Origin of the sequence: Marixanthomonas sp. SCSIO 43207 (assembly GCF_019904255.1) — a bacterium.
Classification (GTDB): domain Bacteria; phylum Bacteroidota; class Bacteroidia; order Flavobacteriales; family Flavobacteriaceae; genus Marixanthomonas.
The window spans coordinates 393,118-415,641 of sequence record NZ_CP063203.1 but is presented as its reverse complement, the minus strand read 5'-3'; the positions used below and the strand labels follow the sequence as shown (position 1 = coordinate 415,641).

The following is a 22,524-nucleotide window of genomic DNA, read 5'->3' as shown; positions in this document are numbered from 1 at the left end:
ATAAAACAGTTTTCGGCAATCACAAGTTGATGGCCGACTAACTTTTTTTAATAGCGTTGTTTATGTATTTAGGATAACCGTGGAGGTGTTATTGGAGGAGGGATTGAGATTGATTTGTAAAACAGTTCTATATATTTAATATTGCTGTTTGTTGAGGTTGTTTTTGGCAAAGCGATCTGCCATACAGGGTGATTTTGGTAAAATAGTTGTTGGTGAAATGAGGTTAATCTTCTATGTTTTTCTTGTGTAGTAGAATCTTCTTGAAAAACACCAATTAAAACTTTATTAAGTTTTTTATTAAGTTTTGTCTCTTCATAATCCCACCAGCACCAGTATGCAATGCTGTCTTTGGTTATTTTGGTTTCAACAATATCATACATTTGGCCTTTGTACTTAAACTCTTTTGAGTGTTTCCATTCAAGATTTTTTTGAGCATCTACTTTGGAAAACTTTAGATATACAAGGTCTTCTTTATCTAGACCGGCTATAATTTTATGTTTTACCTCTTTTTTAAGTTGTTTTTTATGAAACGAAAGCCATACATAGGTACCTGCTGAAGGTAACAGCAAACAAAGAAGCAATAAAGAGGCAAAAATTTTTTTCATAAAGAAATCAATGCTTGCAAATGTAATAATTTAAGGCTTCTTACTTAGTAACCATTTAAAGAGCTTTGTAATAACTTAAATATTAATGAAAAATTAAACTTCTTTTTTCAGAAATAACCACCTAAAAGCGTTATTTTTGCACCCCCAATAAAAGCCGGTTTATCTGGCTAAAATATGATACTAAATTAATTTTAAAAATGACTGCAGATAAAGTACAGACTTTCGATGTATTAATAGAGATACCGAAAGGAAGCCGAAACAAGTATGAATACGATTTTGAATTAAAGAAAATTCGCTATGATCGTATGATCTTTTCTTCAATGATGTATCCGGCAGATTATGGCTTTATGCCAGAAACCTTGGCGCTAGATGGTGATCCATTAGATGTATTAGTAATTGTTACAGAACCTACCTTTCCGGGATGTGTAATTGAAGTAAAACCTATTGGAGTATTTCATATGGCAGACGAAAAAGGGCCAGATGAAAAAGTAATTTGTGTTCCAATTAGCGATCCTATTGCAAATAACGTGAATGATCTTAACGAATTAAATCCACACCTTATTAAAGAAATTGAACACTTTTTTCAAGTATATAAAGATCTAGAAGAAAAAAGAGTAGATGTTGGCGGCTGGGGTGATGTAAACGAAGCCAAAGATATTGTGGCTAAATGTATTGATAGATTTAGAGCGAGTGATGTGCCATTTCAAGAGGTAAGTATCCGCTAAAAATAAAGTTAAAAATAAACCTTTTAGAGAAAGCAACAATCAGTTTTTGATTGTTGCTTTCTTTTTTTTAATTCAATTAATAATTCTGTTCGTTGTTGTTTTAAATGGAATATATATGCACTTTTGTTGTGAAAAAATAGAGGGATAGGCATAAATTTTTAAATATTTTATATCCCAACCTATTTACTTACATTTACGTTCTGAATTTTTAAAACCAATCTAAAATTAATTAAATAATGGAACAGAATATCATCTTTATTCCCATAGTGCTGGCCATTTTAGGTCTTTTATTTATGCTCGTAAAAATGAGTTGGGTAAAAAAACAACCCGCCGGTAGTGAGCGTATGCAATCAATTTCAAAAAGTATTAAAGAAGGAGCGCTTGCCTTTTTAAGTGCCGAATATAGATTATTGGCAGTTTTTGCTGTAATTGCCGCCATTTTATTATTTATAATCTCAACTTTGGTTCCTTCAACAAGTTGGATGATTGTTCCAGCATTTTTTATTGGAGCCATTTTTTCAGCTCTTGCAGGAAATATAGGTATGCGTATAGCTACTGAAGCCAACGCAAGAACTGCTGAAGCTGCAAAAACCAGTTTGCCACAAGCCCTTAAAGTTTCCTTTGGAGGCGGTACAGTGATGGGGCTAGGTGTTGCAGGTCTAGCAGTGCTGGGGCTTAGTTTGTTCTTCTTATTTTTTACAAGTCAATTTCTTATAGAAGGCGGTGATTTTTATGCAGATATGACAATTGTTTTAGAAGCCTTGGCTGGTTTCTCTCTAGGAGCAGAGAGTATTGCCCTATTTGCTCGTGTAGGAGGAGGAATTTACACCAAAGCAGCCGATGTAGGTGCAGACCTAGTTGGAAAAGTAGAGGCAGGTATTCCTGAAGATGATCCTAGAAACCCTGCTACAATTGCAGATAATGTAGGAGATAACGTAGGAGATGTTGCGGGTATGGGTGCCGACCTTTTTGGTAGTTATGTTGCAACAGTTTTAGCTGCTATGGTATTGGGTAATTATGTAATAAGAGACATGAGTATAGATGGTCAATTTACCGATGCTTTTGGTAATATGGGACCAATCCTGTTACCAATTTTAATAGCTGGAGTTGGAATTTTAGCTTCTATCATCGGAACTTTTTTAGTTGGAATTAAAAATAACGACGCAAAAGAACCTCAAGTGCAAAAAGCTCTTGATATGGGTAACTGGACCGCAATTATCATAACCTTAATTGCAAGTTGGTTTTTAATAGACTGGATGTTACCTGAAACTATGAATATGAAGTTTTTTGGTGAAGGTGTTAAAGATATAGCAAGTATCAATGTCTTTTGGGCAGCGTGTATAGGATTAGCAGTTGGAGCATTGATTTCATTTGTAACGGCTTATTATACAAGTTTAGGTAAAAAACCAGTAATGGATATCGTTCAAAACTCATCAACAGGTGCTGCTACCAATATAATTGCTGGTCTGGCAGTAGGAATGAAATCTACATTCTGGAGTGTACTCCTTTTTGGAGCAGCAATTTATGGATCGTATGAATTAGCTGGTTTTTATGGTGTGGCTTTAGCAGCCTCTGCGATGATGGCTACCACAGCTATGCAATTAGCAATTGATGCTTTTGGACCTATTGCTGATAATGCAGGTGGTGTTGCCGAAATGAGCGAACTAGAACCACACGTAAGAGAACGTACCGATATTTTAGATTCTGTAGGAAACACAACAGCAGCAGTAGGAAAGGGGTTTGCAATCGCTTCTGCTGCATTAACAGCATTAGCATTATTTGCCGCTTATGTAACTTTTACCGGAATTGACGGAATCAATATTTTTAGAGCCGATGTTTTAGCTATGCTATTTATTGGAGGAATGATCCCGGTTGTATTTTCTGCCATGGCAATGAAGTCTGTGGGTAAAGCTGCTATGAAAATGGTACAAGAAGTACGTCGACAGTTTAAGGAAATACCAGGTATTATGGAGGGAACAGGAACTCCTGAGTATGGTAAATGTGTTGATATATCTACAAAAGCAGCATTGCAAGAAATGATACTACCTGGTTTATTAACTATAGTAACACCAATTATCATAGGATTGTTATTTGGTGCAGAACCATTAGGCGGTTATATGGCAGGTGTTTGTGTGAGTGGTGTAATGTGGGCTATATTTCAGAATAACGCTGGAGGAGCTTGGGATAACGCAAAAAAATCATTTGAAGCAGGTGTAGAAATTAACGGAGAAATGACTTATAAAGGTAGTGATGCTCACAAAGCAGCAGTTACTGGTGATACAGTAGGTGATCCGTTTAAAGATACATCAGGACCGTCTATGAACATTTTAATTAAGTTAACTTGTTTAGTAGGTTTAGTAATTGCACCGATATTGGGTGGTCATGGTATGAGCGATGAACTTGAAGGAGAAAATGTTTCAGAAGAAATGTATATGATTGATGAAGATGGAAACCAAACATTGTTAACCGATAATCAAGCAAAACAAGTAAAAGAAGTTTCAAAAGAAATTATGGTTAGTTTATCATCAAATGATACATTAACAACTGCAGATGTGACCATCAAAACAACAAAAGATGGCAAAACAACCACTGAAGAAAAAACTTTTACCGGCACAGAAGAGGAAGTTAATAAGCAGATTGAAGCACTTCGTGAATAAGTTAAAGCTTACTTTTCTTTGTTAAAATAAATGTAAACCCTGATTAATAGTCAGGGTTTTTTTATGTTTTTGTAGTATCTTTCAAATAATGAATTACGACGATTTAATAACATTGGGAATAGCTTTTGGCTTAGGTATGTTGGTTGGGTTACAACGTCAACGGACCGATAATAAAATGGCTGGCGTTAGAACGTTCACGCTTATTTCCATTCTTGGTGTTGTGTCAGGTTTTTTAAGTAGGGATTTTGACAATCCATTTATACTTCCGGTTATGGGTTTGGCTGTCACGGGATTACTTATCACCGCCAATATAATAAAGCTTAAAAAGTTAAATGAAGCCGATATAGGTCAAACCACCGAGGTTGCTGCCTTGCTTATGTTTGCTATTGGGGGCTATTTAGTACTTGGCGATCAAGTAATAGGTGTAGTGGTCGGTGGTGTTATGGCTGTACTATTATACGTAAAGAAGCATCTTCACGATTTTATTGAAAACTTAAAAGACAAAGACTTAGCAGCAATCATGACATTTGCTGGAATTTCATTGGTTATTTTACCAATACTACCAAATAAAACCTATGGCCCTTTAGATGTTATAAATCCGAAAAATATATGGTTAATGGTTACACTTATTGTAGGTATAAGTGTAATAGGATATTTTATTTACAAATTTGTAGGTAAAAAAGTAGGTGTTATTTCAAATGGGGTTTTAGGAGGCTTAATTAGTAGTACTGCAACCACAGTAAGCTATGCACGAAAAACTAAAGATGCCAAGAATATTGGAAAAATAGCAGCTTTTGTTATAACCGCGGCTTCTGCCATTGCATTGGTAAGGGTATTGATAGAAGTAGGGGTGGTCATCCCCGAAAAACTTCCTCAAATAATGTTACCAATCATAGTTGAGCTTATAATAATGATATTGTTGTGCGTAGGCTTATTTTATTTGTTTAACAATGACGAAAAAGATGATGAAATGCCAGAGCCTAAAAATCCCGCTCAATTTAAAAGTGCATTAATCTTCGGTCTTTTATATGGTTTTATTTTATTAGCTGTAGCATTTACAAAAGAAGAATTTGGTAATGAAGCTTTATATATTGTAGCAATAATAAGTGGATTGACAGATGTAGATGCTATTACACTTTCTTTGTCACAAACTATGAAGGGCGGAGGTTTGAATACCGAAACAGGATGGCGTTTAATCCTTTTAGCATCTCTTTCAAACTTACTTTTTAAAGGTATTATGGCAGCCGTCTTAGGAACAAAAGAATTAACAAAATGGATTGCAATCTCATTTGGTATATCCATTGCTGCAGGTTTATTATTAATGTGGTTGTGGCCGGAAACTTGGGTGTTGTAATATGGGGCTATTCAAAAAAGATCCATTACAAATAATTACTTTTCAAAGCTATGGAAAGAGCGATAAATTCTACATACGAGGAAGAGCCTTAGAAGATGAAAACATCGATCTTTCCAAAAATGGAATTTTCAGTTTGATAAAAAATACGTATAAACGCTTTGAAACCGATGAAATACCATTTACTAAGCTTAAAATAACATTGCCAGATGATTCGGTTTATTATACTGAAACTGATAAAAGGGGGTACTTCAAGTTTAAGGAGCACATTCCCGGTTTAGATAAACTTACCAACGAAGAAGGTTGGTTGCAATATGAAATTTCTTTTGATGAAACATTCCCAAATAGAATTATAAACAATCAAAACCGGTTTGCCGGCGAGATGCTTATTCCTTCAGAAAAAAGTCAATTTGGAGTTATTAGTGATATTGACGATACTATAATACATACAGGCGTTGCTTCATTTTTAAAATTAAAACTAGTTTTTAATACTTTTTTCAGAAATGCGGAAAGTAGGTCACCCCTAGAAGGTGCTTCAAAATTTTATCAATTGTTGCATCAAGGAAAGACTGGAGATGAAGCAAACCCATTATTTTATGTAAGCCACAGCCCTTGGAATTTATACCGATATTTAGAATTGTTTTTAAAAGCAAATAATTTTCCGAAAGGGCCGGTTTTATTGAGAAGCTTTCCAACTCCTTTCAGAAGAAAAAAAGAAGAAGAGAAACCACAAAAACAGAAAGAAATTCTCAACATTCTAAAAACCTACCCAGATAAAAGTTTTATTTTAATTGGTGACAGTGGCGAGCATGATGCTGATATTTATATAGAAATAGCTGAAAAATACCCAAAACAAATTAAGGCAATCTACTTACGGAGTGTGAAACACAAAAAGAAAATGAAGCGTATTAAAAGTTTGTTCTTAAATTATGATACAACACCTGCTTTATTGGTAGAAGATAGTAAAGAAGCTATCGAGCACGCAAAAACGCAAGGGTTTATATAGACTTAAAATAGTTATAGGTGGCATACTGCGCCCTAACTTCGGGCTTACTGTGCTCTACATATTCGTTTTTCTGGTCGGGATCAATTATTCGTGCTTTTACATTATCGTTTAATTGAATCTCTATTAATTCCCTGATTGTGTTGTGGTGGTCTTGATCTAAAATAGGTGTTACCACTTCAATACGGTGGCTTAAGTTACGTTTCATCCAATCTGCACTACCAATGTACATCTTCTCGTTACCATCATTTCCGAAGATATATATCCGTCCGTGTTCTAAAAACCGATCAAGGATACTGGTTATATAGATGTTTTCGCTTTGCCCTTTAATACCTGCTACAAGTGAGCAAATACCACGTACCAATAACCTTATTTTTACACCGGCATTGCTTGCCTTATACAAGAGCTTGATCATATCTTTATCTTGCAGGCTATTCATTTTGGCAATAATATAAGCGTCTTTGCCCGCTTTAGCGAGTTCCATTTCGTTTTCTATTAAATCTTCAAATGTATCTCGCAAGGTGAAAGGAGAAATAAGTAATTTATCTGGTTTAGGAATAATCATTTTACCCTGTAATACTAGAAAAAGTTTGTCAAGGTCTTCTGTAATTTCTTTTTCGGCAGTCATAATGCCAAAATCAGTATATACCTTTGCTGTATTTTCGTTAAAATTACCCGTGGCTATATACCCGTATCGTTTAATTTTTTTATCGGTTTCCCGTTCAATACATAAAATTTTTGAGTGAATTTTAATCGCGGGGAAACTATAAATAACATGGGCTCCATTTTCTTCAAAAATTTTTCCCCATTTTAAGTTGTTGTGTTCATCAAAACGAGCTTTTACTTCTATAAAAACGACAACTTCTTTTCCGTTTTTGGCAGCTTTGGCAATGGCATCATTAAGTCTTGATTCACTTGCTGCACGGTAAATTGTCATTTTTATTGTAGTAACCTTTGGGTCGTCTGCGGCTTCTTCTAGTAATTTGATAACTGGTTCAAAATCTTGATACGGATAATGAATAAGTTGATCTTTTTCATCTATAGCCTTAAATACAGAATCACAATCTGACAAAACCGGGTGTGGTAAGGGTGGTAACGCTTCTACAGATAAGTTTTTTGATGTAGGGTTTGGAAACTCAAAAAAGTCTTTAAAATTATGATATACACCGCCATTTACTATATCTGTATTGTATACTTCTAGAGCATTTTTTAAGGTTTCTTGAAACTCTTTTGGCATTTTGCTATCAATAAGCAGCCTTGTTGGTTGTCCGGTATCACGTTTGGGAAGTGATTTTTTTATTTTTTCCATCACATTTCCAGAAAACTCATCTTCAATATACAGCTCGGCATCACGAGATTTTTTTATTGAATAAAATGTGATGTTTTCTTCCTTTTGAGGGGTTTGCCTTAGGTTATATTTTAAAATATCATCGATAAATGTGATAAAATGTTTCCCGTTATGCTTCGGAAATGTAAAAAAACGAGGTTCGTCTTCAGGTATTTTAACCAGTTTAAAAGACTCATTGTTTAACTGTGCTGTGAGATATAAGGCTTCATTTTCTATAAATACGGTCTCGTTTGCAGAACATTGATTATAACTTACCTCAATCTTTTCTTTAAGTGTATCTTCAAAATAGGTTTTGGCTATTTCTTTTTGTGTGGCAGAAAACTCTTTATAGTCAATAAGATAAATATTTTCTTTTTTTAAATCTTGAACAATTTGATTTTTGAAAATATCACCAAATTCTTCTTGTTGCAGCTCAACTTGTTTTTTTATTTCTTTTAAAACCTTATTGGGCTTGGTAATGAGTTTTTTTCTGAAAGGTTTTTCGATTTCTTTAATCTGTCGAATATCTGACACACGCACTCTAAAAAACTCATCTAGATTTGATGAAAATATTGCTAAAAACTTGATGCGTTCGTATAAAGGATTTCGTTTATCTGCTGCTTCTTGCAACACTCTGTGATTAAACCGTAACCAAGATAAATCGCGGTGGTAATATTTTGTGTTATATAGTTTTGCCATGGAATGCCCACATTGATGGGTATTTCTTTAATTCAAAAATCAATTTCTACCAAAGAAAATCAATTTGGTATAAAACAGGTGTTTTGGAAATGTTAAGTTTTGAAGATTAAATAGCAATCTACGTTTTAAAACAATCCGTGTAGCTCGGCGTCAATTTTACTTATTACTTGCCCTAAATGTTCTGGATCATCAACAAAGTTCAAATTATCTACATCAAGAATGATAAGGTTGCCTTTGTCATAATCATGTATCCAGGCTTCATAACGCTCATTTAATCTGCTTAAGTAATCTATGCTTATCGAGTTTTCATAATCACGACCGCGTTTGTGAATTTGATTTACCAAGTTGGGTATAGAGCTGCGTAGGTAAATCAATAAATCGGGACCTTCGGTTACACTTTCCATAAGATCAAAAAGAGACCGGTAGTTTTCATAATCACGATTGGTCATTAAACCCATTGCGTGTAGGTTGGGTGCAAAAATGTAGGCGTCTTCATAAATGGTGCGATCTTGAATAACATCTTTGCCTTTTTCACGAATTTCAAGAATTTGTCTAAAACGACTGTTCAAAAAATAAATTTGCAGGTTAAAAGACCAACGAGCCATTTGATTGTAAAAATCATCTAGATAAGGATTGTCTTCCACGTCTTCAAATTGAGGCTTCCATTTGTAGTGTTTTGCCAATAAACGAGTTAAGGTTGTTTTTCCGGAGCCTATATTTCCTGCAATTGCAACGTGCATATTTTTTACTTCTTAGGTTGTTTTAGTTTTAGAGTATGGATGTTTTTTCCGTCATAAATATACAGGAATTCCTGTGTAAGGTGCAAGTCTTTTATGGTTATTTCGGGGGTTGAAATTTTTACGGCTTCGGGATATTTTTTTGCGCTTCCTTCACTTATTTCGGCTAGATAATATAAGGTGTTATTCTTGAGGCCTAATACTTTTTCATCTTGCTGAATTACTTTTTTAAAACCTTTGGCTTCTATTTCAGAAAGTAGACTTCCGTAGATATTAAACACTCTCAATTTGTTGTCTGTAAGTAAATAACAATAATTAAAATTACTGGTTTGAGATATTAAATTACCTGGAAAAGGTTGTGAAACAAGTGAGTTTTTTAACGTTCGGTAATTAAATAGTTCTAGTTGTTGTGTGTCTACATTAAAAACCCACAGTCTATTGTTACCAGCATTTGTGGCGTTGTTGATATTAAAAAAATCAGGTAGGTTGTTAAAATTAATTCGTTCAATTTCATTTAATCTATTATCTAGAAGGACAACTGTATTTGTGTTTTCATAAAAAAGAACGATGTTTAATGGGTTGATAATGTCTACAGATGTGGGAGGTCCAAGCTGCAGGTCATTAAACATAAAATCACCATCAACACCTGTTTTATGTAGTTCCATATTAGTGATGAAATACATATTATCGTATGAATCTACACCTACAAAGGTATTTGCAGATAACGGAGTTTTTGATACATACTCAGCCTGTTGCGCAATAAGCACAGTATTAAAAAATATGAAGAAGAGATACAACGCTTTCATAGGGAGTTCAAGATACAAAAAGCGTGCTATAATTGAGGAGTTGTATTAAGCTATTCTAGCTTGTTGGTATTTTTGACTTGCTTTTTTTGCAATTTTTTGATATTTCTTATCTGCTTCTTCTGCACGTAAACGTTGCTTTTCTGCTACCGAAGCAATGACTCTAAAAGAATTCATGTACTCTTCTTGAAGATCATAGACCGTTTCAGCAAGTTTGAGCAATTCTTGACTTTCATTTTCAGAGAGTTTCTCTTTAATTTTTTTTGAAAGCGAAAGAATCTCATCACTTAAAGAATCAAACTTGTCTTGGTTTGTTAAAAAGGTAGATAAAATACTTTCTAATTCTTGATTGGTCTCTTTTGCGTTGCTTTTCAGTTGCTTAGCTTCTTTGCTTGTTTGGTATTTTTGGTTAGTTGAAAAAAATCCCATGGTTACATTATTTGTTGCGTAAGATAATAAAAAAACTCTATTGTAGCGTATTTCTTACACAAATTTACGTATTAACACGTACTTAAGTATGTGTGGTTTACTTATTTAGTATCTTTAAATAAAAAAATGCGCAACATTCTGCTTGGTGCTGTGCTAGCACTTATTATCGTCTTTGGTCTACGTTATTGTGAGCATAAAAAAGATGAGAAAGAAACACTAGCTGCCAATACAGCTCTTATACAACAAGAATTAAAAAATGTAGGTAAACTCATTGTTACCGAAGGAACTTATGCTCAGGTTTTTACCTATGAAGACTGGAAAAAGTTTTACATCGATTTTTTTTCAGCACGTAAAAAAGCACTAATTGTTGTGAATGCAAAAGCCACAATAGCTTATGATTTGAGTAAAATCACTACTGAAATTGATCAAGTAAATAAAACGGTTACCATTACAAACATTCCCGAACCAGAATTAAATATTAATCCCAATATTGAATATTATGATGTACAACAAGATTATTTAAATCAATTTGAAGCAGACGATTACAATGTTATTAAAAATAAGATTAAAGCCTCTCTTCAGAAAAAAATTAAAGCATCAGAACTGGTGAAAAACGCAGAAAACAGATTAATTTCTGAATTGCAAAAAATTTACATTCTTACCAATTCTATGGGATGGACGCTGGAGTACAAAAGTGAGCCCATTAAAAACGAAACAGATTTAGAAAAAATCAAGCTTTAGCGCTTCTTTCAAAAAATTGCTGTTATATTTTTTTATTCAAGGATTTCCATCCGCCACCGTTTATGGCTTCAATATCGTGATTTTGTAATATTTTTGCCGCATTTCCACTTCGTACGCCGCTTGCGCAACAAGTAATAACGGGTTTATTCCACTTTTTTATTTCAGAAATGGAAGATGAAATCTCATTTAAAGGAATATGTTTTGACCCCTCAATGGAGCCTGAGTTGTATTCTTTTTGAGTTCTAACGTCCAAAATTACTGCGTCTCGATTTTTAAAAGCTTTAATTTGCTTTGTATTTGTGCCAAATAAAAAATCTAATAAGCCCATACTTTAATTACTTATTTGTGTAGCATTATTTTCAATCAATGATAACCCATCATCTATTAAGTGAGCGACTTTGGGCCGCTGTTTTTTAAGTAATAATAAATGATTAAGCACTTTTTCTGAAATAGGTGTTTCTACTGTAGCTATTAACTCATAAATTTCTAACGGTAATAACCAGTCTTTTGTAAACTCTCTTTCAACAATAGAAAATATTGAGGTTAAGCGTTTTATTTTTTCTTCTGAAACCATTTCATCATCATCTCTAATTGATCTAACTTGATTGTAAAGCTCATTCAACGTTTGATCCTTTTCTGAAAGTTTTGACTGATTTGTTTTGGTTTCGCTAAGTTTATGAAGTGAAATAGGAAACGATAAATAATCTGCTGCTCCAGCAAAAGCGGCAACTATCTCTTTGCCAACGGCCATATCAAAATCACCCATTTCTGGAGAAAATAATACCTCATCTTTATATGTTACTGTACAATTGGTAAATTGAATAAGCATAAGTTCGCCTTTAAGATTTCGCATACCGGTCACATTGAGACCTTCAACCGTAATACCACTTTCAAATTCAAATGATATAGGCTTGCCATCATAAAAATTATAGGCTTGTAAGTCACGTGGCCCCATATTTTCAATAGCAAGATTAATTTTTTTGAGTTTTCCCAATGGAGATCCAAAACCGTTGGTATGACGGCTTATTCCATGGCCAATAACTTCCTTTTCTCGATACGCAAGCGCGGTAGGGCCATTTGTTTCAAAATAAACTACTTCATTGTCTTCATTTTGAATCATCCTACTGAAATGACCACTTATTTGTAAGCCGGTACTCAACTCAATTGTACCTAACTGTTTTGAATTGATTAATTTTTTTAATCCGCGCCAACCCCCTTTTCTTACAGCCATAGTATTGGCAAATTCTTCTAGAACTTCTTGCAAGTATGCAAAGTCTGGTGTTACATAAAGTTGAGGTTGCGGTTTTGTAATATCAAACTCTTGATAGGCTGCGTCTATAGAATAAGGTATTTTTTTTACTTCATCTTTCATACACCAAGTACTTTCTCCAATGGAAGAAAGCAATCCTGCTCCGTAGATTTTTGGTTTGTCGGGTGTGCCAATTAAGCCATATTCAACGGTCCACCAATGTAAATTCCGAATTAATGCAATTTCAGAAGGTTCTACTTTTTTATGTTGAAGAGCGTCAACACGTTTTTCTGCATTTTGAATCATAGTATCAGATATGCCTTCAGCTTCTTTCAAGATAGATAACTCTCGAACAGCTTCATACAATTCCATATCGTGGGCACTCGATATCGCTTTGGCGCCAATCTCTCCAAAACGGCGTAAATACTCAGCATAATCAGGGCTTGCGATAATTGGGGCGTGACCGGCTCCTTCATGAATTATATCGGGCGCTGGAGTGTATTCAATATTTTCAAGTTGGCGAATGTCACTTGCAATTACCAAAACTTTATACGCTTGAAACTCCATAAAAGCATTTGGTGGGATAAAACCATCAACGGCAACTGCAGCCCAGCCTATTTCTTTTAAAATACGATTCATACCATACATAGATGGAATGGTATCTATAGATATACCGGTTTTTTTAAGGCCTTCTACATAACTTTCATGCGCAACTTTACTCAAATAATCCACATTTTTACGCATTACATACCTCCATACAGCTTGATTTATGGGAGTGTATTGGTCATAATCCTGTGGTTTAATGTATTGTTTTAAATGTGGCGGTAACCGCTCTAGTAATTCGTTTGTTTCAATCTGCGCTTTCATAGGTGTCAAAAATAACGAATAAAGTACTACTTAAATATATTTTCATATCTTAAAAACAGATTTGTAAAGGCGGTTGTAAAATCTGTATCTTGCAACAACTTATGAAACCCGCGTCTAGAAAATCTGAAATTATAACAACAGCATCTCAATTGTTTAAAGAGAAAGGATATAATGCGGTGTCAATGCGTGATATTGCTCAAACAATGGGTATCAAAGCATCAAGCTTGTACAATCATATTTCAGGAAAACAAGAAATACTATCTACGCTTATTTTAAAAGTAGCCAGAGAGTTTACAACCGGAATGCAACAAGTGGTTGAGCAGGATTTGTCTGCTGTTGAAAAAATTGAAAAAGTCATTAGCTTTCACATTGATATTACAGTTACGTATTCAGATGCGTTAGCAGCGTTAAATAACGATTGGATGCATCTTGCAGATGAAGAGTTGCAACAATTTATAACAATGCGTGATGATTATGAAGAAAACGTGCGAAAGATTATTAAAAAAGGTATTGACAAAGGTGAAATTGAACCTAGGCACCCAGAAGTAATTTTATTTTCAATACTTTCAACCTTACGTACACTATATCTATGGTATGAGAAGAGAGGTAAGCTAGATGAAAATATTCTCAAAAAAGACATGGTTGCCGTTCTCTTAAAAGGAATTGTAAAGTAAAAACTGTTGCTAAAAGGTGTATTTTAAATTATTTTTGAAAAAAAAATATGCTGCATCGTATTATATTATCACTAAGTTGTATCGTTTTTTCGGCATCAATTTTGGCTCAAAATGAAACTCTGCTAGATACAACCCAAACACATTTAGAAACCAATAAATTAACAACCTGGGATTTAGTTAAAAACGATGCTTCTTTAGCTTGGGGAGGTTTCAAACACGTATATTCAAGACCCTTTCATTGGCAAAAAGACGATATTGCCATAGCGTCAGGTGTGATTTTAGGCGTTGCAGGCTTAAATCTTATTGATGAAGATGCAAATAGGTATTTTAATAAGCAAGGCGAGAAAATTCCAGATGTAATTCACGATATAGGTTTTTATTTTGGTAGTCCTCAAAATAATTACGGTTTAACCGGAGGTTTGTATTTGGTTGGATTGTTTACGAAAAGTGAAAAACTACGCCGCACAGGTATTTTAATGATTACGGCAGCAAGTGCAGCAGGGCTCGTACAAACAGTTTCAAAAACTGCTTTTGGTCGCGCAAGACCAAAAGCAGGAGGTAAGTTTACTTTTAAACCTTTTAGTAGTGAAGGTGCCTACCATTCTTTTCCGTCGGGGCATACAATACTGGCTTTTACCACACTTTATTCGCTATCCAAACAATTTGATAATATATGGGTAAAAGCTGGCTTAATAGCAGTAGGTATGGTCTCGCCTGTATCTAGATTATGGGCAGGTGCACATTGGCTTACCGATGTTGCTTTAAGTACTGCCTTAACTGTTGTGGTAGTAGATGCTGTAGATAATTACCTAGATAAAAATATGAAACCCGATGCGGTATTACTTTCTGAAAAGCAAGCTAGCAATAAAATTTCTTGGCGTTTTCAGTTAGGAGCAGGAACTGTAGGTTTAAAAGGTACTTTTTAAAACAAAACAAGAATGCAGCCCAATAATTTTACTACAGAATTCTTCGGAATTGGAATACAGAACGGTAAAACTCCAGAAAACTTAGGGGTTTTATGGCGTACTGCTCAAAACATGGGTGCTAGCTTTATTTTCACTATAGGAAATCGTTATGCAAATCAAGCTAGTGATACGCATAACTCGGTAAAATCACTTCCATATTTTCACTATCAAACTTTTGAAGATTTTTATAAACACTTACCAAAGGGATGTCGCATAGTTGGTGTTGAGAAAACTGAAAAAGCTGTGCAGTTAGATACCTTTAATCACCCAAAAAGATGTGTTTATTTATTGGGAGCAGAAGATCACGGACTCTCCAACCAAGCGATAGAAAAATCACATTTTTTAGTTCAATTTCCTTCAGAAAAAAGTTTGAATGTCGCAGTAGCCGGAAGCATAATTTTATACGATAGAGGCAGAGACAAAGCAAAAGTTTAGTATATTATATCTAGACTATTGAAATAGAAAAAGTAAGTATTTTAAAAAAAAACACCCGTTTTCGGGCTTAATGTTATGAGTAGAGGATTTGTAAAAGAAGGCGATCAAGAAGAACCTCCTATGATTCCACCAAGGGCAGCTTTACCTGATGGTGTAGTGAATTACGTGACACCCAGCGGATTGAAACAGCTTCAACAAGAACGAGAAAGGTTACAATCTGAAATTAAAAAATTACCTATTACAGATGAACGCGAGCGCAGAAGAGCGCTTGCAGTTATAGAAGGAAAGTTAAAGCTTCTTAATGAGCGATTACAATCTGCTCGTATGTTACAACCCACAGACCAACCTCAAGAAGAGGTGAGATTTGGTGCTTCGGTTACACTTAAAAACCAAAATAGCAATACAACACAGCAATTTACAATTGTTGGCGTAGATGAAGCCGATGTAACAAAAGGTAAAATTGCATTTGTAGCCCCTATTGCAAGGGCGGTAACCGGTGCAAAAATAGGTGAAACAGTAGATTTTAAATTAGGAAATGAAATTAGAAAATTAACTGTTTTAAAAATTTCATACACATAAAAAAAAGCCTTGTTAAACAACAAGGCTTTTCAGTTTTTTGATAGTTGCAATCTACTCCTCAAAAGGAATAAATTCAAAATTTTGACCACCTACTGAGGCTTCTACGCTCAAACCGGCTTTTGGCATAGTAAACACCGCAACACCGTATCTATAATTGGCATCAATAGAAGCACCATCTTTTACCAATACAGCAGAGGCTTTGGCAGAAAGCTCAAAGTCATCATCTTTGAAGCGTTGAAAGGCTTCTTCACTATTAAACAAAATTGCTTCACTATAAGCTTCACCACCAATTTGTGCGCCAACATCAATTTTTTTCATTTTGGCCATTCCTATTAATTTTCCGTTTTCATACACGGCTCCATTACCTGAAGCGCCACCTACTATAAAAGCACCTTCACCTACATTTGGAAAAATCACATAAGCATCAGCTTCAGCAAAATAAGTTGCCATAGATTTATTTTTTTCAATAAACGCTTGCTTAGCTCTTTCGGCATCTTTTATAATTTTTTTGTCTTTATTATTTTGTGCAAATAGCGTTAAGCTGAAGCACATCATCAGTACTAGTATAAAATTATTCTTTTTCATAATTAGGTTTTTTTGTTTTCTAAATTAAAAGTAATTAATAGAGGCAGGTTTCATAGTTAATGAGCTGTTATTGTTATGAAAAAGAAACCCTAATTTTTTAATATCCTGAAATGCGATATTTTGTATTTATGATATGTATGAGACTAATTCAAATTAAAGTACCTTTGTAAAAAACAGCTATATGTCTCACAAAGCAGGATTTGTAAATATTATTGGTAATCCAAATGTTGGAAAAAGCACGTTAATGAATGCATTTATTGGCGAGCGACTTTCTATAATTACCAGCAAAGCTCAAACCACACGTCACCGTATTTTAGGAATTGTAAATGGTGATGATTTTCAAGTGATTTTAAGTGACACTCCGGGTATTATTAAGCCGGCTTATCAGTTACAGGAAAACATGATGGAGTTTGTAAAATCTGCTTTTGAAGACGCTGACATTTTACTGTACTTGGTTGAACTGGGTGAAAAAGATCTTAAAGATGAAGCTTTTTTTAATAAAATAAAAAATGCCAATATTCCGGTGTTGTTGCTTATTAATAAGATTGATAAAGGTAATGAAGAAAAATTGACCGAAGCGCTTAGCCTATGGCAAGAAAAAGTACCAAATGCTGAAATTTTTGCCATTTCGGCATTAGAAAATTTTGGTGTTCAAGAGGTTTTTAAACGCATTATTGAATTACTACCAGAGTCGCCCGCTTTTTACCCAAAAGATCAATTAACAGATAAGCCTGAACGCTTTTTTGTAAATGAAACTATTAGGGAAAAAATCTTATTGCACTATAAAAAAGAGATTCCTTATTCGGTAGAAATTGATACAGAAGAGTTTTTTGAAGATGATAACATCATTCGCATTAGAAGTGTGATTATGGTAGAACGTGAAACCCAAAAAGGAATTATTATAGGTCACAAAGGTTCAGCATTAAAACGCGTAGGAATTGAAGCTAGGAAAGATTTGGAAAAATTCTTCGGAAAACAAATTCACCTTGAAACCTACGTAAAAGTCAATAAAAACTGGCGTAATGATGATAAGCAATTGCGTCGTTTTGGGTATAACCAAAATTAATTGGCATCATACGTAAGCTTCATAGTAATAGAAGCTGTTTTCTCTTTTGAAGAGGTGTTGTAAGTACCACCCCAAGAATATTCTTCATTGCTGTTTTGACCAATAATTTGAAAAACTCCCATATCTGCAGAGAGTAGATCACCCAATTCGCCACCAGAATTTTCTGCAATTTTCTCAGCTCGTTCTTTTGCATCTGCCGTAGCTTCAGAAATCATTTCAATTTTTAGATCTGCCAATTTGGTGTAGTAATATCTTGGAGATTGTGAGTAAAACTGAATACCTTTATTGAGCAACTCAGTTATTTCACGAGAAATATCTTCTACTTTTTCAACATCTTTAGAGTCTATTTGAAGCGATTGTGTCAATACATAACCCAAAAACTCTTCTCCGGCATATTCTCCTTGTGCATTGTATTTTGCTCTCATGTTTTTTCGACTGCTTACCGCGTTAAATACAAGCTCATCTTTGGTAATTCCCTTTGATAACAGATAATCTGTAATTACAGTTTTATCAGCTTCAAGATCGCTATATGCTTGTTGAAGGTTACTACTTTCTTTTGAAAAAGAACCTTCCCATACAATTAAATCTGAAGTAAAATCGGTTTTTCCCAATCCAGTAACAGAAATAGTTCCATCTGCTTTGTTTCTGTTCATGATTGAATTTCCTAAAAGAAATGCTGAAATAACAATGGCTACTGAAAAAATAAGCGCTACAACGGCGTTTTTCATACTTTATATTTTTTTATTGACACATATAAATATAACGAAATCATATGCATATCATTATATTTGCACAAAATTTTAATTGAATGGGAAACATTGTAGCTATAGTAGGAAGGCCAAACGTTGGTAAATCTACATTTTTTAATAGATTAATTCAACGTAGAGAAGCTATAACCGATGCAGTTAGCGGTGTGACTCGTGATCGTCATTACGGAAAAAGTGACTGGAACGGTAAAGAGTTTTCATTAATTGATACCGGCGGTTATGTAAAAGGAAGTGACGATGTTTTTGAAGCTGAAATTGATAAACAAGTTGAATTGGCCATTGAAGAAGCAGATGCTATAATTTTTATGGTTGATGTAGAAAGTGGTCTCACCGGTATGGATGAAGAAGTGGCAACACTTTTAAGAAGATCAAAAAAACCATACTTTTTGGCCGTTAATAAAGTAGATAGTGCTACTCGTGAAAATGACGCCGTTGAGTTTTACTCGCTAGGAGTAGACAAATACTACACACTCTCTAGTATTAACGGTAGCGGAACAGGAGAACTACTTGATGATTTGGTAAAAGTCTTACCCGATACTCAAGAGGATGATGAAAACGAATTACCAAGATTTGCAGTTGTAGGGAGACCAAATGCAGGTAAATCATCATTTATCAATACATTGATAGGAGAAGATCGATACATCGTGACCGATATTGCCGGAACTACACGTGATAGTATTGACACACGTTACAATAGATTTGGTTTTGAATTTAACTTAGTTGATACGGCAGGTATACGAAGAAAAAGCAAAGTAAAAGAAGACCTAGAGTTTTACTCTGTAATGAGAAGTGTTAGAGCCATAGAACATTGTGATGTGGTGATTTTAGTTTTTGATGCTACGCGTGGTTTTGATGGTCAGGTTCAAAATATCTTCTGGTTGGCTCAGCGCAATAATAAAGGGATTGTGATTCTTGCAAATAAATGGGATTTGGTTGAAAAAGAATCAAAAACAGTAAAAGAATTTGAACAACGCATTCGTCGTGAGTGTGAGCCCTTCACAGATGTTCCAATTGTTTTTATGTCTGTTTTAAACAAACAACGTATTTATAAAGCAATAGAAACTGCGGTTGAGGTCTATAAAAACCGAAGCAAACGCATTAAAACCAGTAAACTTAATGATGTGTTGTTACCAATCATTCAAGCTACGCCACCACCTCAATACAAGGGAAAATACGTAAAAATTAAATTTATTACACAGTTGCCAACACCGTATCCAAGTTTTGCTTTTTTTGCCAATCTTCCACAATACGTTAAAGATCCATATAAGCGATTTTTAGAAAATAAACTACGGCAACATTTTGATTTTACCGGGGTTCCAGTTACGGTTTACCTTAGAAAGAAATAAGTTGTTTTTAGATTGATTTATAACAATTAGTTATTACTTTCGTTGATTGTATAACTAACATTCATCAATCAAATTAAACCTATGAAGAAATTTCTTTTAGTGTTATTTCTTTTAGTGTCTACTATTTCAATTTCACAGACAAAAGTTTTTAACATTTCAGGACAGCTTGTTTCCAAAGAAAAAAAACAACCTCTAGAATCTGCAACCGTTTATTTACAGCGTGTAAAAGACAGCTCATTAGTAACTTATACCATTTCAGATAAAGACGGAGATTTTCTTTTAAAAGGAAGAACCGGCGATGATAATCTTAATTTATATATCTCTTATGTTGGTTATAAAACATATTTTAAAACCATCGTAATAGATAACGAAACCATCAATCTAGGAGAAATTCCTCTTGCCGAAGATGATAATATGCTCGACGAAGTACTTATCAAATCTCAAGCTCCGGTAACTGTAAAGAAGGATACACTAGAATTTAATGTTGCTTCCTTCAAAACAAAAAAAGACGCCAATGTTGAAGATTTACTAAAAGAATTACCCGGCGTTGAGGTAGATGCGCAAGGTAACATTAAAGTAAATGGTAAACCGGTTAATAAAATATTGGTGAATGGTAAACCTTTTTTTGGGGATGATCCTACTATTGCTACTCGAAATTTAACAAAAGAAATTGTTGATAAAATACAGGTTACTGATACCAAAACAGAGTCTGAAGCATTTACAGGTGAAGAAGGTGATGAAGAAAACAAAACAATAAATATAACCATTGACGAAGAAAAGAATAAAGGAATCTTTGGTAGGGTTGCAGGTGGAGTAGGGACAGATGATCGTTTTGAATATGCCGGACTTCTCAACTATTTTGATAATGATATACGAATTAGTGCTCTTGCCGGTGGTAATAACATTAATTCACCAGGTTTTAGCTTTGGCGAAATTCAAAAAATGTTTGGCAACGCACGCTATTTGAGAGTTAATGAAAACGGAACATTCAACATTGATGGTAGAAGTTTTGGTGGTGGTCAAGGTATTACAAATTCTCGTACTGCAGGTGCCAATTATGCTGATGATTTTGGGAAAGAAACAGACTTGACAGCAGATTATTTTTACTCTGCAGCCAATTCGTTTAATGATGAAATAAGAAATAGAGAAAATATTCTTCCAGATGATCGGTACTTCTCAAATACTACATCAAACAACCAAAGTAATACCGATAACCATGCGGCAAATTTGCAGTTTAAAACACAACTAGATTCGACATTTCTTATTAATATAAGACCACAATTTAGATACAATACTGGAGACTCTTATTTTACAAATTCTGAAGAAACCAGACGTTTAAATGGTGAGTTAACCAACCAGTCAACCACAGAACGTAGTTCTGAAAATATTCAGAAATCATTTGAAAACAGACTTACAGCAACCAAAAAGTATGGCTCAAAAGGTGGTTTTTTTAGATTAACTATTGAAAACCAAATAGAAGATTCAGATCTTGAAAATACAATTAACTCAAACACTGAAATATTTGGCGACACTCCCGAAACGATAACCCGAAACCAAATTACAGATGGAGAGCAAAGCTCAAATCAATATGAAATACGCCCAGAGGTAAGACTTCCACTACTAGCCAAGAAATTATTTTTGGAGGTTGAATATTCATATGAATATGATAAAAGAGAAGATAAACAAAGTGTTTTTGATTTTGATGAAGCGTCACAAATGTTTTCAAACTTCAACCTTAATCAAAGTACAGACTTTACAAATACCAATCAAAGTTCAAGACCCGAAATAGGTTTGCGTTATTCTGGAGAAAAGTTGAGAACCGGTGTAGAAGTAGGTTATGTAATGCGAACTCTTGAAAGTGATGATGCGTTGCGGGATATAAATTTTACAAATGATTTTGACGCTGTAGAACTTTCAGCAAATCTTAGTTATAGCTTTAGTCAAAAACTGCGATTGTATTCAGGTTATTATTTACGTAATAACGCTCCGGGAGTTTCACAACTATCTCCTTTTGTAGATGTTTCAGATCCGCTTAACATTGTTCAGGGTAATCCCAATTTGAGTCCGTCAAACAGTCACAACGTTTATATGGGCTTGAATAATTATGACTTTCAAACCAAATCTGGTTTTTATAGTAACCTAAATGCAAGTTTTGCCAATGATCGAGTGGTTTCAAAAACAACTATTGATGAAAACTTTGTTCGTAGCACTACATTTGCCAATGTAGATGGTAATTATAATTTTAATGTAAATGCCGGCTATAATAAAACTATAAAAATTGACAGTGTAAAGAGTATAAAATATAGAGTAGCTGCATATGTAAACGGAAACAGAAATGTAAATTTTAATAATGAAGTGCAGTATGCAAGTCGTACCATTACTTATACACCCAATGTGAGTGTAGGCTTCACTTGGGACAACCTTTTTGAAATAAGACCTTCTTATGAAATTTCATTTAATGATAACACTTTTAATCTAGATCTTTTTGAAGATAGAAGTTATGTGCAACATCAATTTCAATTAGAAACCACCACAAGTTTCCCCAAAAAACTAGAATGGAATAATGATATTACATATAGTTATAATTCAGACATTGCGCCAGGATTTCAAAAAGATGCTATTTTCTGGAATGCAACCTTATCTTATTCAATTTTAAAAGATAAAGGTTTGGTCACTGTAAAAGCCTATGATATTTTAAATCAAAACACCAACGCGCGACGTACTTCAACCGAAGATTATATACAAGATGTTCAAAGTACAGTTTTACAACGGTATTTTATGGTTGGCTTCAGTTATAAGTTTAATACACTAGGAAAAAAAGGAGAAACTAGAGATAGTAACTTTTGGTTTGACTAATAAACGTTGAAGCTAAAAGAAGAAATTTTACCTAAAAACATATTTTCTGAAATACTGA

The 22,524-nt window shown here is 34.2% G+C and carries 21 protein-coding genes; 12 read left to right on the top strand and 9 right to left on the bottom strand.

Features of this window, described 5'->3' with window-relative positions; translation table 11 throughout:
- Window positions 1–68 precede the first annotated feature (68 nt).
- Window positions 69–605 carry a hypothetical protein gene (locus tag INR76_RS01960; RefSeq protein ID WP_223108994.1) on the bottom strand — a complete coding sequence of 179 codons (537 nt, stop codon included), beginning with the start codon at window positions 603–605 and terminating at the stop codon, window positions 69–71.
- Between the two features lie 197 nt (window positions 606–802).
- On the opposite strand from INR76_RS01960, the gene INR76_RS01955 reads away from it, so the two are divergent.
- The 4 genes from INR76_RS01955 (at window position 803) to INR76_RS01940 (ending at window position 6,344) form a co-directional block, all read left to right on the top strand.
- On the top strand, window positions 803–1,330 hold the full coding sequence (locus INR76_RS01955) for an inorganic diphosphatase (protein WP_223108993.1): 528 nt from the start codon (window positions 803–805) through the stop codon (window positions 1,328–1,330).
- 236 nt (window positions 1,331–1,566) lie between these two features.
- On the top strand, window positions 1,567–3,987 hold the full coding sequence (locus INR76_RS01950; protein ID WP_223108992.1) for a sodium-translocating pyrophosphatase: 2,421 nt from the start codon (window positions 1,567–1,569) through the stop codon (window positions 3,985–3,987).
- Between the two features lie 88 nt (window positions 3,988–4,075).
- Window positions 4,076–5,341 carry an MgtC/SapB family protein gene (locus tag INR76_RS01945; protein ID WP_223108991.1) on the top strand — a complete coding sequence of 422 codons (1,266 nt, stop codon included), beginning with the start codon at window positions 4,076–4,078 and terminating at the stop codon, window positions 5,339–5,341.
- A 1-nt stretch (window position 5,342) separates the two neighbouring features.
- Complete coding sequence (locus tag INR76_RS01940) at window positions 5,343–6,344, top strand: App1 family protein (RefSeq protein ID WP_223108990.1); 1,002 nt, start codon at window positions 5,343–5,345, stop codon at window positions 6,342–6,344.
- On the opposite strand, the gene ppk1 is transcribed toward INR76_RS01940, so the two are convergent.
- The 4 genes from ppk1 to INR76_RS01920 form a co-directional block, all read right to left on the bottom strand.
- Entirely contained in the window at window positions 6,337–8,367 is a 2,031-nt protein-coding gene (gene ppk1, locus INR76_RS01935; protein WP_223108989.1) for a polyphosphate kinase 1, read from the bottom strand. The genes INR76_RS01940 and ppk1 overlap by 8 nt on opposite strands.
- A gap of 125 nt (window positions 8,368–8,492) precedes the next feature.
- A complete protein-coding gene (locus INR76_RS01930) occupies window positions 8,493–9,107 on the bottom strand; it encodes a deoxynucleoside kinase (protein ID WP_223108988.1) in 615 nt (204 codons plus the stop codon).
- A gap of 5 nt (window positions 9,108–9,112) precedes the next feature.
- Window positions 9,113–9,910: a hypothetical protein gene (locus INR76_RS01925; protein WP_223108987.1), complete on the bottom strand. Its 798-nt coding sequence runs from the start codon at window positions 9,908–9,910 to the stop codon at window positions 9,113–9,115.
- Window positions 9,911–9,955: 45 nt separating this feature from the next.
- Window positions 9,956–10,336, bottom strand: coding sequence for a hypothetical protein (locus INR76_RS01920; RefSeq protein WP_223108986.1), 381 nt, complete (start codon window positions 10,334–10,336; stop codon window positions 9,956–9,958).
- A gap of 126 nt (window positions 10,337–10,462) precedes the next feature.
- Here INR76_RS01920 and INR76_RS01915 point away from each other — a divergent pair, with 126 nt between their 5' ends.
- Entirely contained in the window at window positions 10,463–11,077 is a 615-nt protein-coding gene (locus INR76_RS01915) for a DUF4230 domain-containing protein (RefSeq protein WP_223108985.1), read from the top strand.
- A 22-nt stretch (window positions 11,078–11,099) separates the two neighbouring features.
- Here the strand turns inward: INR76_RS01915 and INR76_RS01910 are convergent, their stop codons facing one another.
- Both INR76_RS01910 and INR76_RS01905 read right to left on the bottom strand, forming a co-directional pair.
- A complete protein-coding gene (locus tag INR76_RS01910) occupies window positions 11,100–11,405 on the bottom strand; it encodes a rhodanese-like domain-containing protein (RefSeq protein ID WP_223108984.1) in 306 nt (101 codons plus the stop codon).
- A gap of 3 nt (window positions 11,406–11,408) precedes the next feature.
- Window positions 11,409–13,193 carry an aromatic amino acid hydroxylase gene (locus tag INR76_RS01905; protein ID WP_223108983.1) on the bottom strand — a complete coding sequence of 595 codons (1,785 nt, stop codon included), beginning with the start codon at window positions 13,191–13,193 and terminating at the stop codon, window positions 11,409–11,411.
- A gap of 101 nt (window positions 13,194–13,294) precedes the next feature.
- On the opposite strand from INR76_RS01905, the gene INR76_RS01900 reads away from it, so the two are divergent.
- The 4 genes from INR76_RS01900 to INR76_RS01885 all read left to right on the top strand — a co-directional run bounded on the left by INR76_RS01900 (window position 13,295) and on the right by INR76_RS01885 (window position 15,846).
- Window positions 13,295–13,867 (top strand): TetR/AcrR family transcriptional regulator, encoded by a 573-nt coding sequence (locus INR76_RS01900; RefSeq protein ID WP_223108982.1) that lies wholly within the window; start codon window positions 13,295–13,297, stop codon window positions 13,865–13,867.
- 47 nt (window positions 13,868–13,914) lie between these two features.
- Window positions 13,915–14,793 carry a phosphatase PAP2 family protein gene (locus INR76_RS01895; RefSeq protein WP_223108981.1) on the top strand — a complete coding sequence of 293 codons (879 nt, stop codon included), beginning with the start codon at window positions 13,915–13,917 and terminating at the stop codon, window positions 14,791–14,793.
- A gap of 12 nt (window positions 14,794–14,805) precedes the next feature.
- A complete protein-coding gene (locus INR76_RS01890; RefSeq protein WP_223108980.1) occupies window positions 14,806–15,267 on the top strand; it encodes an RNA methyltransferase in 462 nt (153 codons plus the stop codon).
- A gap of 75 nt (window positions 15,268–15,342) precedes the next feature.
- Window positions 15,343–15,846, top strand: coding sequence for a GreA/GreB family elongation factor (locus tag INR76_RS01885; RefSeq protein WP_223108979.1), 504 nt, complete (start codon window positions 15,343–15,345; stop codon window positions 15,844–15,846).
- Window positions 15,847–15,897: 51 nt separating this feature from the next.
- Here the strand turns inward: INR76_RS01885 and INR76_RS01880 are convergent, their stop codons facing one another.
- Window positions 15,898–16,431, bottom strand: coding sequence for a lipid-binding SYLF domain-containing protein (locus INR76_RS01880; protein WP_223108978.1), 534 nt, complete (start codon window positions 16,429–16,431; stop codon window positions 15,898–15,900).
- A gap of 181 nt (window positions 16,432–16,612) precedes the next feature.
- On the opposite strand from INR76_RS01880, the gene era reads away from it, so the two are divergent.
- A complete protein-coding gene (gene era / locus INR76_RS01875) occupies window positions 16,613–17,497 on the top strand; it encodes a GTPase Era (protein WP_223108977.1) in 885 nt (294 codons plus the stop codon).
- On the opposite strand, the gene INR76_RS01870 is transcribed toward era, so the two are convergent.
- Window positions 17,494–18,225 (bottom strand): SIMPL domain-containing protein, encoded by a 732-nt coding sequence (locus INR76_RS01870; protein ID WP_223108976.1) that lies wholly within the window; start codon window positions 18,223–18,225, stop codon window positions 17,494–17,496. The genes era and INR76_RS01870 overlap by 4 nt on opposite strands.
- An 80-nt stretch (window positions 18,226–18,305) precedes the next feature.
- On the opposite strand from INR76_RS01870, the gene der reads away from it, so the two are divergent.
- On the top strand, window positions 18,306–19,610 hold the full coding sequence (gene der, locus INR76_RS01865) for a ribosome biogenesis GTPase Der (RefSeq protein ID WP_223108975.1): 1,305 nt from the start codon (window positions 18,306–18,308) through the stop codon (window positions 19,608–19,610).
- Window positions 19,611–19,691: 81 nt separating this feature from the next.
- On the top strand, window positions 19,692–22,466 hold the full coding sequence (locus INR76_RS01860; protein ID WP_223108974.1) for an outer membrane beta-barrel protein: 2,775 nt from the start codon (window positions 19,692–19,694) through the stop codon (window positions 22,464–22,466).
- The last annotated feature ends 58 nt before the right edge of the window (window positions 22,467–22,524 follow it).